This window comes from Brevibacillus laterosporus DSM 25, from assembly GCF_002706795.1.
GTDB classification, from domain to species: Bacteria; Bacillota; Bacilli; order Brevibacillales; family Brevibacillaceae; genus Brevibacillus_B; species Brevibacillus_B laterosporus.
The window spans coordinates 4,156,324-4,169,246 of sequence record NZ_CP017705.1 but is presented as its reverse complement, the minus strand read 5'-3'; the positions used below and the strand labels follow the sequence as shown (position 1 = coordinate 4,169,246).

General features: G+C 42.9%; 13 protein-coding genes and 2 pseudogenes. 5 read left to right on the top strand and 10 right to left on the bottom strand.

What is annotated here, in order from left to right; genetic code table 11:
* Positions 1–30 precede the first annotated feature (30 nt).
* Positions 31–284, bottom strand: a pseudogene (locus tag BrL25_RS25850) (transposase); the annotation flags it as partial.
* Between the two features lie 36 nt (positions 285–320).
* Here BrL25_RS25850 and BrL25_RS25845 point away from each other — a divergent pair.
* Positions 321–479, top strand: a pseudogene (locus BrL25_RS25845) (IS3-like element ISBth8 family transposase); the annotation flags it as partial.
* Between the two features lie 14 nt (positions 480–493).
* On the top strand, positions 494–667 hold the full coding sequence (locus BrL25_RS26575; protein ID WP_412679219.1) for a hypothetical protein: 174 nt from the start codon (positions 494–496) through the stop codon (positions 665–667).
* Between the two features lie 54 nt (positions 668–721).
* Here BrL25_RS26575 and BrL25_RS20000 read toward each other — a convergent pair whose 3' ends face one another.
* Positions 722–949 carry a transposase gene (locus tag BrL25_RS20000; RefSeq protein WP_236848115.1) on the bottom strand — a complete coding sequence of 76 codons (228 nt, stop codon included), beginning with the start codon at positions 947–949 and terminating at the stop codon, positions 722–724.
* Positions 950–1,786: 837 nt separating this feature from the next.
* Between BrL25_RS20000 and BrL25_RS19995 the strand changes: the two genes are divergently transcribed.
* A complete protein-coding gene (locus BrL25_RS19995; RefSeq protein WP_018670202.1) occupies positions 1,787–2,995 on the top strand; it encodes a DUF418 domain-containing protein in 1,209 nt (402 codons plus the stop codon).
* 338 nt (positions 2,996–3,333) lie between these two features.
* Positions 3,334–4,203 carry a metallophosphoesterase gene (locus BrL25_RS19990; protein ID WP_018670203.1) on the top strand — a complete coding sequence of 290 codons (870 nt, stop codon included), beginning with the start codon at positions 3,334–3,336 and terminating at the stop codon, positions 4,201–4,203.
* A gap of 671 nt (positions 4,204–4,874) precedes the next feature.
* Here the strand turns inward: BrL25_RS19990 and BrL25_RS25840 are convergent.
* The 4 genes from BrL25_RS25840 to BrL25_RS19970 form a co-directional block, all read right to left on the bottom strand.
* Positions 4,875–5,060: a helix-turn-helix domain-containing protein gene (locus BrL25_RS25840; RefSeq protein ID WP_026315024.1), complete on the bottom strand. Its 186-nt coding sequence runs from the start codon at positions 5,058–5,060 to the stop codon at positions 4,875–4,877.
* A gap of 169 nt (positions 5,061–5,229) precedes the next feature.
* Positions 5,230–5,382, bottom strand: coding sequence for a hypothetical protein (locus tag BrL25_RS24925; RefSeq protein ID WP_018670204.1), 153 nt, complete (start codon positions 5,380–5,382; stop codon positions 5,230–5,232).
* A gap of 514 nt (positions 5,383–5,896) precedes the next feature.
* Positions 5,897–6,598 (bottom strand): DUF4367 domain-containing protein, encoded by a 702-nt coding sequence (locus tag BrL25_RS19975; RefSeq protein WP_099327277.1) that lies wholly within the window; start codon positions 6,596–6,598, stop codon positions 5,897–5,899.
* Positions 6,582–7,055, bottom strand: a complete 474-nt coding sequence (locus tag BrL25_RS19970) for a sigma-70 family RNA polymerase sigma factor (protein WP_018672558.1) — start codon at positions 7,053–7,055, stop codon at positions 6,582–6,584. Before BrL25_RS19970 ends, BrL25_RS19975 begins: the two co-directional genes overlap by 17 nt.
* A 244-nt stretch (positions 7,056–7,299) precedes the next feature.
* Between BrL25_RS19970 and BrL25_RS24920 the strand changes: the two genes are divergently transcribed.
* Positions 7,300–7,446 carry a hypothetical protein gene (locus BrL25_RS24920; RefSeq protein ID WP_018672557.1) on the top strand — a complete coding sequence of 49 codons (147 nt, stop codon included), beginning with the start codon at positions 7,300–7,302 and terminating at the stop codon, positions 7,444–7,446.
* A 354-nt stretch (positions 7,447–7,800) separates the two neighbouring features.
* Here the strand turns inward: BrL25_RS24920 and BrL25_RS25835 are convergent, their stop codons facing one another.
* The 4 genes from BrL25_RS25835 to BrL25_RS19960 all read right to left on the bottom strand — a co-directional run bounded on the left by BrL25_RS25835 (position 7,801) and on the right by BrL25_RS19960 (position 12,538).
* Positions 7,801–8,547, bottom strand: a complete 747-nt coding sequence (locus BrL25_RS25835) for an HNH endonuclease (protein ID WP_236847714.1) — start codon at positions 8,545–8,547, stop codon at positions 7,801–7,803.
* A gap of 108 nt (positions 8,548–8,655) precedes the next feature.
* Positions 8,656–9,021: a reverse transcriptase/maturase family protein gene (locus tag BrL25_RS26165; protein ID WP_250645112.1), complete on the bottom strand. Its 366-nt coding sequence runs from the start codon at positions 9,019–9,021 to the stop codon at positions 8,656–8,658.
* The gene (locus BrL25_RS26160; RefSeq protein ID WP_250645111.1) at positions 8,958–9,659 is read right to left on the bottom strand and encodes a reverse transcriptase domain-containing protein; all 702 of its coding nucleotides are present in this window, start codon (positions 9,657–9,659) and stop codon (positions 8,958–8,960) included. Before BrL25_RS26160 ends, BrL25_RS26165 begins: the two co-directional genes overlap by 64 nt.
* 962 nt (positions 9,660–10,621) lie before the next feature.
* Positions 10,622–12,538 carry an acyltransferase family protein gene (locus tag BrL25_RS19960; RefSeq protein ID WP_236848068.1) on the bottom strand — a complete coding sequence of 639 codons (1,917 nt, stop codon included), beginning with the start codon at positions 12,536–12,538 and terminating at the stop codon, positions 10,622–10,624.
* Positions 12,539–12,923: the final 385 nt, after the last annotated feature.

Below are 12,923 nucleotides of genomic sequence, written 5' to 3'. Positions count from 1 at the left end.
CGTCAATAATGATGATCGGATATGTTTTAGCTACCCACTGCCGCAGTTTAATTTCTTCTGGAAACGGTTGAAGTTGTAGAAAGTGATGTATTCTTGTATGGCCTGCTCCACATCGGCAACGCTTGTGGTTTGGTAAGATAAATCCTTTCTGTTTTAAGATGTGAAAAGAATGATTCGATACAGGCATTGTCTAAACAGTTTCCACGATTGGAGTGACTGCCGAGAATACCAAGTTTTTTCAGTTTGTGGTTAAACGGTTTTGACGTGTATTGGAATCCCTGGTTTCAAAGCAATTGTCATACGCAGGTAACCAAAGTAAGGGTGAACGATTTGTGTATCTCTCCGCCATTCAGGATTTCTTTAACAACGAGATTGTCGCTTGGTATTTATCCGAACGCAACGACCTCGCATTAGTGACAAGAACTCTGGACATGCTCAGCGAGAAAACAGACCTCAACGGCATTCTCCTGCATTCTGACGTGAAGGGATCCATGTGAACCATAAGCCCGTTTACCGGTTGATGAAGAAACTTGGTATCCGCTCTGTCGCTATTATGTGTTCTTCTAGTAGTTGTTCTTGCAACACACGTATATTCGGTCGGATACCTTTTTCCGCCACTTGTAATAGCCTGCACGTAATACCTCAGCCAGTTTTAGGAGCCAACTAACTGGATACTTCATTCTCATTTCCTCAATGATATCACACCGACTAGCTTTACTCGTCACTCCTTGTGTAGATTTGGATACCGCTTTTTTAAGTACTCGATTTCCGCCCTTAAATACGTCATTTCTTCCTCTACACTTGCACATCTGGTCTTTGGTCGTTCTTTACGAAAAGCTTCTTTTTGAAAGGGCTGACCTTCTTTATAACGAGTTACCCATACTAATACCTGCGTCTTATTCCGAATACCGAGTTGCTTTGCTACCTGATACGACATATTCTCCTCAATTACAAGCCGTACGGCATCTGTTTTTATTTCCTCAGTGTATCTGATATTTGTTCGTCTTTTTTTCGCTGATTTCACTTTGGGAAACGAGCAGATTTGGAGTCAATTTTTTGAGTCAAACTCTCCTGCCCCTGAACGAACCTTTTGAAGAAAAGACCGTCATGACTTTATATTTTTTTCATTTAATTGAAAACCCATTTCATATATGTTATTCGATACACTTTTGTAAAATTTCGCTACTTCATCTTCAGTTATTGAAATCTCGAGATAATCAGCTAATCCTGACAAGATAGAGGCTATTTTTTAGAACCAGGTTCATGCCATACCTCCGTGTCCGGTTTATCCTCCACTTTGGTTCCGAACGTCCAATTCACTTGCAGACCAGTGTCTACATGAATTTTTGATTTTTTCAATATTGAACACCCTCCTTCTCCCTACATAAATAAGAAAACTACGAAATGTTTAGTTTTTCTATGATCCATTCTAATTGATATATGTTGAAAATGCTGGTCAACCAGCCATCAGGCAGTACATTTCTTCTATGTTAACGGAGTGTCCTTAAAACCGGGTCAAAATAGGAAGATTCTACACAGCGGCACCCATTCCCTGTTGCAAATAATTCGATGAACACAACCGTGTAACAGCCAGCCACTTAAGTGGAAAAATGAAGCATTTGCCAGTACTAAATAATTTTCGTTTGCCTTGTTTGTGACATTTTGTTTACATGTTGATCAAACTTTAGTGACATGTGCCCGCTATAGTGAGATAAGCATGACATCACCCATATGCAAAGAATAATAGAACACCTAAAGAAATAACCATTTTGAGGAGGAATGCTAATTGTCAGTCAGTAGCAAGATGCCGGACGAGTTCGGCAGTGAATATGAAACGGGAGCAAGCATCGAGGATGTAGTGGCTTCCAAAAACAACGGACTGAAAAAAAATGCGGTTGCAGGCAAATCAAAGGGGCGTCTTGTAGCGCTTGATGCAGCACGGGGGTTGGCGGTCATAGGGATGTATTTGCAGCACTTCGGGCTGAACGAGAGGATTGCTGCGATCGTCTCTGGGAACACGACGCTACTATTTGTGCTCTGTGGCGGCATTTCCTACTCGATCATGGCGCAACGCATGAAGGATCGAGAAACGGAGACAACCGCGTTTCGGGCACGGATGCTCGCTCGCGCGGTGTTCGTCGATGTGATCGGGTATCTGCTCATCCTGCTGAATACCTCTTACGGGGTAATCTTGCCCGCCTATGCGGCAATGTTCGTGCTGGCGTTGGTGCTGATTCGTCGTTCGACGCGCGTGCTCGTTACGACAGCAGCCGCTTTGATCGTGGTGGCCCCACCGCTGATGATTCTTGGTATGAGCGTCCTATCGGGAGCGTACCTCCTTTATGATATTGCGGGCGGCCCGATGTCTGCGCTCGCACTTGCCCCCGCTTTCGTCGCGGGTATGGCGATCGGGCGCCTCGAACTTACCAAGTTACGTACTGCACTCTCGCTCGCGGGCGGCGGCATCATCATGCTCGTCGTCGGTAAGGTGCTGGGCGCTTCCGTTCTTTCTGGGCTGAGACGTTCCTTCGAGGCGTGGCTTATTGGCGTTCAAGGTGCCGTCAGCGCCCAGCCGGACCCGTATGCAATTTGGCCGCTCAACGTGGAACCACCGCTGTGGAACATGCTTCTCTGGACATCTCCGCACAGTGCGTCGACATTCCAGACGCTGATTGGGCTGGGGGTCGCATTCCTGGTGCTGGGACTGTTATGCCTCGTACCGAAGAAGACCTCTGCCGTGTTAATGCCTTTCGCGGCAGTCGGACGCGTGGCGTTAACGATGTATGCGGCTCAGTTCATAGTGATATGGTGTCTCAAACTCGCGGGGATCGAATATGGTCTTCAGGGAATTCCATTCAGTGACCTGCTCGTTGTGGCCGCAACGTTGGTGACGGGGTGGTTGATCGCGCGGCTCCCCACCGGTCCGCTCGAGTCATTGATGCGACATTTCGACCGGGCGTTCAGCTCCTCCCGAACAGCACCGGCGTCCAGGTAGGCGGTCGTCCTCGAATCCCTCTTACCGCTGCACAAAAATCCTTATGCGCATCGCTTAATTAATGTCCCTTTATATTTCTTCTCTTGACTGCTTGCGGTCTGTTTGCTTTACCTTTTGTGGGAATCCCTCATCGCTGTTCCACACTTTTCTTGCCCAACGCTCCCTTTGTTTTGAGTTTTGCTCATCTCTCAATGGGGTACTTTGCTTTTCGTAATGTTTTCCTTTTTTACATTTCTAAAATCCTCTGAATTCCCATGGAAATGTGATGGAAATGTGATGAAAAAAAGCAGCGACGCGTACTATGATAACTATAAAAATTTAACGAGGGAGCTACATATATGAAAAATATAAAAAAGGAAAAACGAAAAAAAATATTAACAATTTTACTTGTAAGTCTATTTGCCTTTTCTGGTTGGGTATATTGGGGAAACACTGCCATTCAAACAACAAAAATTAACATCAACAATGAAAAAATCCCGGAATCCTTTGATGGATTTACCATTGTGCAGGTATCTGATTTGCACAATGCAGAGTTTGGAAACAATCAAAGCAGACTGCTTAATGCAATCAAAGCTGTATCCCCAGACTTCATTGCCGTTACCGGAGATTTGATTGATTCAAATCATACGGATGTTGCGAAGGCGATGGAATTCATCAATGGAGCTATTGAAATTGCCCCGGTGTATTACGTTACAGGCAACCATGAAGCACGGTCTGATCAGTATGCTAAGTTGAAACAGCAAATGCTTGAAGCTGGCGTTATCATGTTAGAGGATGAAGGCACTACAATCAAACGCGAGGGAGCTTCCATCCGGTTGTTTGGGCTTAATGATCCAAACTTCACGGCAACTGATGATGTATACGAAAGCGCAGCCATGGTTGATACGAAATTAAAAGCTATGCTAAGTAAGAACAATGAATACACGATTCTGTTGTCACACAGGCCGGAATTGTTCGACATCTATGCGGAAAACAGTATTGATCTGGTTTTAAGCGGTCACGCTCATGGCGGGCAGGTTCGCTTGCCCTTTATCGGAGGGCTTGTAGCACCGAATCAGGGCTTCTTTCCTAAATATTCTGAAGGCGTGCATGAAAAAGAGCAAACTAAAATGATTGTCAGCCGAGGCTTAGGTAACAGCATTATCCCTGTGCGAATCAACAATCGACCTGAATTGGTTGTTATTACGCTTGATCATAAGCAGATATAACTACAATTCACTGAGCAGGCCAACTCTCTTTAACGAGTTGACCTGCTCCATTCATCACATTCTTCCTTGCTGATTATTTCATCTGTTGAATCTGTGATGTTCAAATTCCCTAAAGACCTCCAGATGACTTTCAACATTGTCATAGTTATGTAGCTCAGAATATGAATTAATCATTGCTAAGTATGCTCTAGCTTTTAGCTCTGTATCATTTTCTTCTAAAGGAACCCCAGCCTCACATAGTTCAATACATTCAAAGTATTTCTTAATGTTATGAGCATGTAGTGACATTCTGAAGTAAAACGTTATTTTCTCGTCGTCAGATAGAAAATCAATTTAATGTAAACCTTCTTCTCCTACTTAAAACATTCCTCCAACCGTTTTAAGTCCTCTCTCTCGATAAGGTACTTTTGATATAGTCCCTTGGCTATATATTTTGGTACTCCATGCTGTCTTGCGTATTTCACAATGACATTGTAAAGAGTCAACTTTGCTTCATTGTCTTCGAAAGTAGTGGTAAGGTTAAACAGATGTTCCAATATTGTGGATTATAGCTACTTTTGTGAGTAACGAGATATTGGCAATTTCAACAGCCTCTGCTAAAAATGCTTCTAAGATCTCAATACGGAGTTCGACATCAATATAACGATCAATAATATCTTCATAAGGTATGTCTATAGTGCTGCAATAAGTTTAAGATTTCTTAGCTCTGGACGCTTTGTTTCACCCGATTCTATTTTTTGAATAATGCCTTTACTAACCCCCGTTCTTCTTGATAATTCCGATAAAGTAATTCCAAATTCTTCTCTTTTTTCTTTTATCAGTTCCCCCAATGATGTGAAAGTTAAACTTTCAGCCATGTTAAGATATATCCACCAATAACAACTGTCTTCCATAAATAGAAAAAGCCACCGTAAATGGCGACTATACTTTAACAAGGTTGTGTATTCCTTGAAATCTCAAGGCTCAGATACTGAAACTAGGATTGCCAGTCCCCTAAGTTATACAACCGGTTGGCCTTTAAAAGGATTAATAACCTGGATCATCGGACCAACCGGGGTCACTTGTAATGCATGTGTATTGAATCGACCAATCAGGCTCTGCCATAAGTATGTCCTCACTTAGATGATATCTAGGATCATCACGCCAACTTGAATCAAAAACCCATTCAGGTTCTGTCATAAGTACCCTCTCCTTTACTAATTTAGATATTTAGTAGCAGCCACTCAATAACTCCATTCAGGTTCTATGCAAAGTTTCCGCTCTTGAAAACTTTCATAACTCCAACCTGATCCGTTATGTGCCTTCATCCAACTCACCTCCTTGCTACACCTTTCGATAAGATATTCCATATAAGAGAGCTGGTTTGTATTAAAAGTTAATATCATGTTCTACTAACTATAGGTAGATGCTTATTTTATTTATCGGTACCCCTTCAGCCTTACTTCTATAGAATTCCATTAGTTCTAGATGATCTGGTGTAACTTTTTCATTAAACGGTATTAATATTTGAGCGCTTTGATTAGGAGGAATCATTAATCTTTGAACTGGTATATATTTGCTCCTAATGATCACATATGGAGCTTCTTTATCCCCTACCTTGGATAGCAATAAAGCAGGTTACACCTTAGCGTAGGAAAAAATCGGCTTTTTGCATATGCAAACGTACTAGCAGTACGATTTCTTTTCGCATCGGTCATGCTTTTTCCATACTTTCTATAATCAAAATCACTGCATTTTTTTCTATTCCTCTTGAAAAAGATAAGGAGTAGGAACAACCATCCTTTATCCAAGTGGCGAGGTTGATAAGCGAGTTACTTCCCTTGAGTGTTGCCTCAATATCGCCATTTTTTACAACATCGGTTTCTTCATAGGATGTATAGTCACCAATGATATCCTCTGCTCCCTTTGCTACTCTATATGTGATTTTTTTACTTCCGTCAGAATAAATAATTTTTGCTAGTTTTCCTGAAATAACGGAAGAGTTATCCAATTTATACCCGGTTGGGAGTTTTCCCGGTACAAGCAGTTCAAAGGGAACAGCTTTTTTAACCTCGTCAACCCCTTTCATATTCTTAATCGGGCTAGTAACTAAAACCCGATCCGTTTCCGGTTGGGCGCTCATTCCTTCCTCATTGTCTGCATGTGGAGATGTTTGAATCTGTTTATTGACCCCGTTGTTATTTATCAATGTTGGATAAATAGCCATAGCACCTAGTACAACAGCACAACAGGCAGCAATAGTGCTCGCTGGCCTGATCCATTTGAGGTATTGTTGTTTTTTTATCTCGGTACTCGCTTCTCTTTTCCTTGACACACTACTTAGAATTCTTTCCTCCATTTGAGGAGTAACCTCGATTTTTTCCATTGCGGAACGATATTTATTCTTCAAAATCATATGCTCCTTTCAGGGTTTTTTTGAGCATATCTCTTGCCCTATACAGAAGGGAACGTACCGTAGATTCTTTCTTTTGGAGCAGAGAAGATATTTCAAATGTGGAATAACCCTCGTAATAATAGAGGTGGACGACTTCGCGGTACTTTACCGGCAGGGTATGAACTGCTTCCAACACCTCTGATTCTTCATGCGTTATACTTTCTATTTGAAGATTTTCGGGAATTGCAATGGTTTTAAACCATGAAGATTTTAGTTTATTTTTACATAGGTTGATAGCAACGCGCATCAGCCAAGCTTTTTCATGTTCAGGACAGGAAAAAGCAGGCTTATTCCTCATAAAACTGAGCAAAGTATCCTGCAGAACATCCTCTGCATCAGAAAGATTATGTAAATACGAATAAGATAATCTTACTATCGTATTGCCGTAGAATTTCAATGCGTGTGCGACTGTCTCCATTTGCCCTTCTTGCTTCAGCCTTATAAGGACAAGCTCCGAGATATAGCATAGTTCGCTCGTTGGATCAGCAGTATGATAAATTTGAAGCCTGTTGTTGACCTTCACTGAGAAAAATACTTCGTTGCATCGGAGAAGCTTAGATCCTGCTAGAACAGCTCACCCTTGGGTGGGCTTTTTTTGGGAGTCAAACGCTCTGTTTTTATACAGCAAGTTCAGATGAACACTCATAAAAAGAGGAATCTCTATGAGAAAGAAAATCGACTTAGAACTGAAGGGGATCAAACCTGCACAGGAGATGATCAGTGTGGTCCTTGAGGTTGATTTAGAATGGGCAGGAGAAAAGCATGAAAGCAACGATTCCAACGATTCCTCTAATGGTGACAGATCATGAAGACGTGTAGAAGTCTGAGGCTTGCTATATACTTCCATCAATTGATGTCACTACGGCTCTTCTTGACGGCAGCCAAGCTCGCTATCCAACGACCACCTTTATTTAACGGGGGATGCTTGATGTGGGTTTTTACAGCGCTTAGCAGGCGTTTGAAACCAAATGGATATCTGCTCTCCGTTCGTTATTAAGACAAAAGAAAACCGTCGGACCTTTTCTCAATATCAACAGTTTACAAATTCAATTTTTTTACACATGATAGTGATAGGTAAGGATGACCCTCGGCATGACCCGTTAGGGTCTCCTTTCCCCCACTTCACACCGTACGTGCCACTTTCGAGGCATACGGCGTTCCATCTACTCAGTACTCGTAAAATCACCTAACTTTTCTCTGAACGATCGAATTTTATCCCAGATTTTCTTTCCTAATATTGAGTAGTCTTCTTTGTCATGAATCCGTTTATGACAGATTTGATGCACGCTGGCTAGATTGGGAACCCGATTGATTTCATTCATTGGGAGGGTAGGGTTGATGTGATGAGTCTGAGTGTTCCAGATATAAAGTTCGTTTCTACAAACTCTGCATTTTCCCTTATCTCTGTTGAATGCATAAGCCTTATTTAGGAAGTATTCAAAGTTGTATCGCCTTCCTGTAAGTTTAAAACCAATAAGTTCTGATAAGCTTACAGTTAGTAATTCGTCAGCACGCGCTTTTACTGGTTTCTTACCTGTACGCCTTCGGTGTATTTCTCTCCCTCTTTCGGAGTATGGTGTCTCATCTGGGATTTTTAGTCGGGGGATCTTCCATTTAGAGAATGCTAGGTTTGTAATACCTACCGTCAATCCGTTATATTCAATGGCAGGTATCATAGTGTCATAGCGTTCATGGACGGAAGTCCAGTTATTTGTATCTTTAGCCCGAACCCATTTTCCTCCGTATTGTTTTAGGGAATTGTAACCTGCCCACTTTAATCGTTCGGAAAATCTAGTCATGACAACATGTACCCAAGTTGTTTCCTCATGATAGTTAATTAATCCACGAATAGCACTGTTGATATTATTTATTTCATGGAGGAGTCTCTCTGTATCGGAGACTTTCCTCAACTTGCGTATTCTCTGGTGTATACTTTTGATTTTCTGGATTAATCGTTTTCTATCGGGCATTGTACGTGTGATATACCTGTCCGGCTCTTTCCTTTCACGACTCCGATCTCATACCCAAGGAATTTCATATGGTTTCTTCTCATGTGTAATGAGTGTCTTTTCATCCGATAGTTTAATTTTTGGTCGTTTCTGTAGATAGTTGGTTATTCGTTCTTTCCATTTTAAAGCTTGCTCTTGACTTTTTATAATCAGAACCCAATCGTCGGCATAGCGAACCAAGTAGGCGGGGTGAAGCTTAGTTGTTTTTATAGCTCGCAACTTTTCGCTTTGTCGACTGTAGGTATGTTTGGTTTCTTTTCCTTCCCATTGTTTGGAGACCCACTGATCGAAGATATCAAGGTAGACATTGGCTAGTAGGGGAGATAAAATACCCTCTTGTGGAGTACCGATGGGGTTTGACCGCACTTCATCCATAATCCCTGCTTGAGTAACCGTCTGTCACGTATCCCCATCTGCCATAAACGTTTTAATAAAACGTTGTGGTCTACGGTATCAAAGAATTTACTTATGTCGCCTTCAATGACCCAATGATAACCTGTTTTATGGATGACTTGGTTCACTCTTTCGAGTGCCATTTTTGTGTCTCGCCAAGGTCTGAAACCGTATGAGTGTTTGAAAAATTGGGCTTCGAGAATAGGTTCTATCGTGATGCGAATGCATTCCTGCATGATTCGATCTCGGACAGTCGGTATTCCCAGAGGGCGTTTTTCATTAGTGTTTGGTTTCGGTATCCATACTCTCCTGATTAGGTGAGGGTGATAATCATTGTTTCTAAAGGAGCTTTGGATTTCCTTGATAACCGATTCATAATCTTGTTGTAAGTAGTCGTCCTGCATGGTTTTCTCATCGACACCTGCTGTTTGTGAACCATGATTACTTTTAATGTTATGGATAGCTGAAAGGATAACCGTTTCGGATGACACTATTTCTAAAAGTGAGTAAAACCATGTAGTTTTTCCAGATTCTTTTCCTCGTTTGGCATTGTCGAAAAGTGCAACTAGGAGTTGGCGCAATTCGGTTTCGTTCTTTGGATAGCTGAATGTTCGTGCCACGCTCACCACCTCCTTTCGGAAGTATGTATGGCGTGTAGCTGGGGTGAGTCTTCGACTTCCTCAGCAGGCTAGGTTGATTTTCTTTCCTTTGTAAACTATGCCCCTTCGCCGTGTAATAGGCTTTCCCTATCTCAGACTACTACGGGCTGCTGCCCTACCGATTTAACAGTCATTTCCTACTGTTTAGAAGCGTTTGATATTCCATTCATTAGCATCTTCTTCGGTAGTTCCGTTGTTCCTCGTGTCCTAGCTTTCCATATGTGACCGTAGCCGTCTTCTCTGACCCGTTCATCGTTCTTTTGCCCACTGATTAGAGGGCGCAGAACTCTATTCCTTTATAGGAGTAGGATAGGTATTGCCGTACCCAAGGTTTTACCTATGATGACTCCCTCTTTCGAGAGCGACAACCTTCGGATTTGGTTGTCTCTGGCTTTCGAGCCGTACATTCGAAGATTCGTCAAACAGCTTTTATACTGCTATTCTCGGTATAGTCACCTTATAGCCTCCCGACTATTTTAAACCATCTCAGGTTCGTTGTTCGCCGCCTTCACCGAGCTTCATAGAAGAATGTTGGTATCCACTCTTGCATGTCGGAGTATTAGAGAACGTTAGCCAATCTTCTAACGTGCCAAGAACTGCCCCTGACCATTCGGATACGAAGTTCGGTTTCGTTAGAAACCGCCTAGTTTTATTGCGTATTACTACACAGGTTGTGTCTAGGAACAACGCGCACGGGTACCGCCAGCAAAACGCAGATTTACTACATTAAGGACTTCTTGACACAAAAAGAGCCAGTTTTCACCACATTCAGGGTGTGACCGGCTATTCTAATTAAACTTTATCCCTGCGAATTTTGGGTTGTACCAGCGTCGTTGATACGACCCATAAAGATGCTGGCGGTACCCCAATTAGGAGTTTCGTTAAAACACAAAAAAAGTACAGGAAACACAATAAGGAATTTTTCATCGACGTGTATTTGTCACGCTCTCCACAAGAAGCGAGGCGAAGTACTTTGCTCCCTCCGGTTTCAGATGCACGCCATCTTGATAGAAGTAATCGTCCTTTCCTTCACTGGCTGAATACCAATCTATCATCTTAACATTGCTGAACTGATTCGCCACTTCTGAAAGACTAGCATTCACAATATCTTGCCACTCTCTCGGTACGCGTGTGTTCACGATCATAATCTGTTTTTCGCCGCTAAGAGATTGCAAAAATATCCGGAATTTGTCCTTATTGAAAGGCCCGTTGGTTCCTAGCTCAATGATGATCGAATCACCCAACTTCCCTTGTGCTTGCAACTGATTAATAACCTCCTGCGCCTGACTCATCTGACGGCCAACCTTGCCGTCGATGACAATTCCCGGAAGCATGTTCTCCAGATAAGAGGCCACACCCAGCATGACAGAATCACCAATGACGGTAATTCCTTTGCCTGATGGGATCTCTGCCTTGCCAGTGGAAGGAACGGCTGAATCTGACTGAATATCTGCTTCCCCCTGGAAGGGACCGATCGTTTCGGATTGAAAAACTTCTTCCCCTATAGATGGAACGGCCGTATCTAATTGCATGGATTCCTCGCCCGAAAATCGGGGCGTTGTATTGTTCGACTCCTGCTGTACAGGGGTTAATTCTTCCTCAGCCGTAGATGTTTCCGTTCCAGGCTTGGGGGCGTACATGCTGCTGCACGAAATCGGAATAAGACATACCAATAGTAAGCCGACCAGAAAAACAGGCCGAATGTAGCGTCGGCGGGCAGAGCGCTGTCGTCCGTCACTGCTTCTGGCGCTGAAGATCCCCCTGCGGAAGGGTTGCTCTATATATTTGTAAGAAATGGCGGCAATGATAAAGCTGGCTGCCAGTTGCAGTACGATGCGCAGTATGCTGGCCCCTTCCGTATTCACTGGAGAACTCGATAACACAATGATTGGGAAGTGCCAAATATATAAGCTGTACGACCGGATCCCGATCCATCGGAGTGGCTTGCAACCGATGAAGTTCCCTACTCGACTGGCAGGATGTACTAGCACGGCAATCACTGCTGCAGTGATAAACGATAACTTTAGGAAACCGCCACGGTAAAGTGAATCATCGAATTTGTTTGTATCATTGATCAGCACGAGTAACATAAACACTCCTACTACTCCAATGCTATCCAGCAAAAGACGTGTTGTTTTGGAAACCCTATAATTTAACTTCTGACTTGGCCATATCACTGCCAACGCCGCACCGACCAATGGGCCAAAAAGGCGAGTATCTGTACCATAATAAACCCTGCTCGGATCGGTTCCCGGCACATATAACATGGCCATCGCGAGGGCGGATACGACAGCGCCGGCCAGGATCCAAAGGGTAAGTTTTCCGCGATGAGGTATCATTTTGATCCCGATTACAAGAACCAAAGGCCAGATGAGATAAAATTGCTCCTCGATGGAAAGCGACCAGAGATGGCCGATCGGGGAAACCGGTCCATAGCTTTCAAAGTACGATATGTCATGAAAAATGAGCCACCAGTTATTCACGTAAAATATCGAGGAAAGAAAATCCCCCTTCAAAGCGAAAAGTCTTCCTGGATCTACCCACGATGCCACGAACAGAAGCATACAGATCAATACAGGAAGCAACCTTCGCGCTCTTCGGACCCAGAAATGCAAAAGACGCAGTTTCTGAAACTGCTTCCACTCCGTAACGATTTGGTCTGTAATCAGATAACCAGAGATGACGAAAAAGATTCCTACCCCAAGCAGCCCTCCTTGAGCCCACTTCCCGTTGAGATGATAGGCTATGACCGCGAGAACGGATAATGCTCTTAGTCCATCTAATCCTGGTATATAGCGTTTACTCGTTTGATTTCTAAACTGTTTCATGCTGTCATCCATTGTGATTCAGTCCTTACTTTGTTTGAAGTATATAAACAGAAAAAATACGTTATGTGAAATGCTCTGTGTTAGCGTTGGGATATTTTATGGGGGATGAATGTTTTCTAATTTACACTTCCTCTCCTTGAAGCCGTCATGAAAATCAGATGGTTAGTTGGAACTTACTTCTACGTAAATCTAAAAATCAACCCATGACAGTCCTGACTCTTTCCAATATAGAGCGCTCTTGTCACGAAAGTTCGACCTACTTGTAAACAAAATGTCAACAATAAAGTAGATTTTCGAGCCAGTCAGCATGCTGTTCCAAAACTATCAACGGATGAAAGATAAGTCGATAAGGGGACTTATTGGTGGAGTCAAACAAAGACATGCACGATAGATTAAA